The following is a 1,245-nucleotide window of genomic DNA, read 5'->3' as shown; positions in this document are numbered from 1 at the left end:
TGCAGATGCGTATCCACACCCGCCGTATCACCATTGCCATCCACCACTGTCCGGCGCTCATAGTAGCTCCCGACATAGGCCACTTCCTTGGTGATATTGTTCTCGACAATCTTCTGACGGATACGCGAACGATCCGGCCCATAGACAAAGCTTGTATGGGTCACGCTCGAGGCTGTCAGCTTGGTCACCAGTGACGGCTTGTTAAAGCTCGTCCAGGCATAGTTGCGATCCCCGTCAAACAACACATTGCCGTTATCATCATAGGTGAATGTCTGACCGCGGGCCGTCGCAACCGCATGCGGACGCCCGCCCGCACCGTAGGTGATAGCGCCGCCGCCTGTGACATCAGACTTGTAGGTAATGTTGCCCAGAATGTCGTACTGATAGCTGGTCTGCGAGATTTCCTGACTGTATTCGGTGTCGGTCAGGGTCGTGTTGCTCAGACGGTTCAGCGCATCATAGCTAAAGCTTTCATGGCGGTTCTGAACACTGTCTTCACGCACCGTCAGGTTACCGGCAATGTCATAGGTCATCGCCAGATCAAGCAGAATGCCCTGTGTACCATTGCTCAAGGTTCGCTCCGTCACACGCCCCAGCGCATCACGGTCGGTATATTCCGTCAGTCCATTGCCAAGATCGGACGAGACCACCTGACCTTCGGCATCCCGTTCAACTGCCTGCCACAGAGACGCCCCGGTACCATCATTGGTGATCTCATCAAGATAGCCGGTTGCTGTATAGTCATAGGCAACCGCAAAGCCGGTTGGATAGGTCACCGTGTCAAGACGGCTGCCGGCATCATAGGTCAGGCTGGTGGTATAGTTTTCATTACGGATGGTCCGCGTGGTTGCGGATGGACGCCCTAATGCATCATAGCTATGGCTTTCGCTATAGGCCTGCGCAACACCAAGGGCATCCTCACCACCAGGACCGCTGACAGTATCGATCATACCAATGCCGTTGGTCGCGGTGTCATAGGTCCACGTACTCGTACCTTCGCCTTCAACACGCTGGATCATACGACCCAACACATCATAGCTTAACGTTACCGTGTGGTTCTTGGCATCGGTCTGGCTGACCAGTTCGCCAAAGCCGTTATAGACATAGCTCCAGGACCCCATATCCGGGTCGATCATACCGGTCTTGTTGCCAAGCTGGTCGTAGAACATCTGTACCACATTGCCCATGGCATCTGTGGTCGAGATCAGATTGCCAAACGCGTCGTAATCATAGCTGACCGTGCCA

1 protein-coding gene is annotated in these 1,245 nt (G+C 54.5%); it reads right to left on the bottom strand.

Annotation, left to right across the window (positions count from 1 at the left end; translation table 11 throughout):
* Positions 1–1,245 (bottom strand): hypothetical protein (locus ACXAIA_RS20600; protein WP_475351005.1); only part of this gene is annotated, 1,245 nt, incomplete at both ends.

It is taken from the genome of Thalassospira sp. ABL2_045, assembly GCF_056161285.1.
Note: the sequence above shows the minus strand (reverse complement) of the source record. Positions and strands in the feature narration are given on the sequence as shown.